Genomic DNA, 2,097 nt, shown 5'->3' with positions numbered 1-2,097 from the left:
TTGGTCTCATTATTTCACGTAAAATTGTCGGTCCAATCAAAAAATTTACACAAATTCTTAAAGATATTTCTGAAGGTGAAGGAGATCTTACCCGCACAATTGAAGTTTCTTCTAAAGACGAAATTGGACTTATGGCAGATTACTTCAACAGCACTTTTGGAAAAATCCGACAGCTGGTTGCAACTGTTCAAAACCAGTCAGGCACACTCAATGAAGTCAGTGCAGATTTGGCTTCCAATATGAACGAAACTGCAGCGGCCATAAATCAGATTTCTGCCAATATAAAAAGCATTAAAGGTCAAACAGTCAATCAGTCTTCAAGCGTCACAGAAACAAGCAGCACAATGGAACAGATTTCTAATGGTATCAACCGTTTGAACGGGCTGATAAGCGAGCAGACTAAAAACATCAACGAATCTTCTTCAGCAATTGACGAACTCATCCAGAATATGGACAGTGCAACTAAGACTTTAATAGAAAACTCAGAAAACATTACACGTCTTACCCAAACATCTGAATCTGGTAAAGTCGCCCTCAATAAAATTACTAACGCAATTCAGGAAGTTGCTGACGAATCCCGCGGTCTTATGGAAATCAGCTCGGTAATTCAGAATATTGCAGGTGAAACAAACCTTCTGGCAATGAATGCTGCAATTGAGGCTGCACATGCCGGAGACACGGGTAAGGGTTTTGCTGTCGTAGCTGATGAAGTACGCAAACTGGCAGAATCTTCTTCGGCACAAACTAAAACAATTGAAACTGCTCTCAGAAAAATCACCGAATCAATAACTTCAGTAACAGATTATTCTAAAGAGGTTGTTGAAAAATTCACTTCCATTGAAAAAGAAGTAAATACAGTTTCACAACAGGAGCAGACAATCCGAATGACTATGGAAGAACAGTCTGCAAACAGCAAACAGGTTCTCTCATCAATTACTGCATTAAATGACATCACACAAAAAGTACAACAAAGTTCATCAGAAATGCTTGAAGGCAGCAACCAGATTACAAATGAAGCCAAAAACATGAATACAATTACGCAGGAAATAAACGGCGGAATGAATGAAATGGCAACCGGAGCAGATCAGATAACTGAAGCAGTAAACACAGTTAATGAACTTACAGAACATACCAAGAACAGCATTCAGGCTCTTACAGCCGAAGTAAACAAATTCAAAGTATAATAAATCAAATAAATTGGTTAAAAAAGCACCGCCTTTTGAAGTGCACCCCTAAAGTTGGACAAATAAAATTCAATTTTAGGAGGTGCATTTTTTATGCCCAAATACTCAGAAGAGTTCAAGATAAAAGTTGTAAATGCTTATTTATCAAATGAAGGCGGAACAAAATTTCTTGCAAAGAAATACAATGTAGCAAGAAGCTGTATTAGACAATGGGCCGCGCAATGCAAAGCAACAGGAAAAATAACGCAACCTACGCGACATTTTAGCGGAGAATTTAAACTAAAAGTGTTAAACTATCAGCAAGAGCATCATCTTTCAGATCTGCAAACAGCTTTGATTTTTGGAATAACAAATCACGGAACAATCTGTGCGTGGCGAAAGAAGTATATTACCGGTGGTACAGAAGCTCTGTTTCAGAAACAAGGCAGGCGTTCAAAAATGCCAAAGAAAAGCTTAATACCAAATAAACCAAGAGAAGAATGGACAAAGGATGAAGAACTTGCTTATCTTCGTATGGAGAATGATTTCCTAAAAAAATATCTGGCCTTAGTTCAGGAAGACGACAGGAAGAAACAGCAGCAGAGAAAAGACAGAGAACAGTCGAAGCTGTCAGAGAACTAAGGTCACAATTCAATGTTTCAGATTTAATTAAACTTACAGGTATGCCAAGAAGCTCATTTTATTACTCAGAAACGCATCCTAAACGGGATAAACACAGGGAAGAACGTGAACTTGTCCAGCAGATTTATCATGAAAATAAAGGACGCTATGGCTACAGAAGGATTACTTTAGAGTTCAGAAACAGAGGACGTACAACTAACCACAAATTAATTCAAAAACTTATGCATGAAGAACACATCGTGTGTAAAGTTCGTCAGCATAAATACAATTCATATAAAGGCCAGATAGGCAA

Annotated in this window: 3 protein-coding genes; all 3 read left to right on the top strand. The window is 37.9% G+C overall.

The window, feature by feature from the left end:
• Nucleotides 1–1,184, top strand: a 1,184-nt coding sequence (locus ACKI5B_RS03030; RefSeq protein ID WP_407425699.1) for a methyl-accepting chemotaxis protein, incomplete at its 5' end; no start/stop codon positions are given.
• A 93-nt stretch (nt 1,185–1,277) separates the two neighbouring features.
• The gene (locus ACKI5B_RS03025) at nt 1,278–1,805 is read left to right on the top strand and encodes a helix-turn-helix domain-containing protein (protein ID WP_407425697.1); all 528 of its coding nucleotides are present in this window, start codon (nt 1,278–1,280) and stop codon (nt 1,803–1,805) included.
• Nucleotides 1,806–1,846: 41 nt separating this feature from the next.
• A partial coding sequence (locus tag ACKI5B_RS03020; protein WP_407425695.1) for an IS3 family transposase occupies nt 1,847–2,097 on the top strand: 251 nt, incomplete at its 3' end.

The sequence above is a fragment of the Treponema sp. genome (assembly GCF_045657965.1).
GTDB lineage: Bacteria > Spirochaetota > Spirochaetia > Treponematales > Treponemataceae > Treponema_D.
Note: the sequence above shows the minus strand (reverse complement) of the source record. Positions and strands in the feature narration are given on the sequence as shown.

Coding starts and splice junctions, on each gene's coding strand:
- ACKI5B_RS03025 (WP_407425697.1), top strand. CDS start 1,278: ATGCCCAAATACTCAGAAGAGTTCAAGATAAAAGTTGTAAATGCTTAT.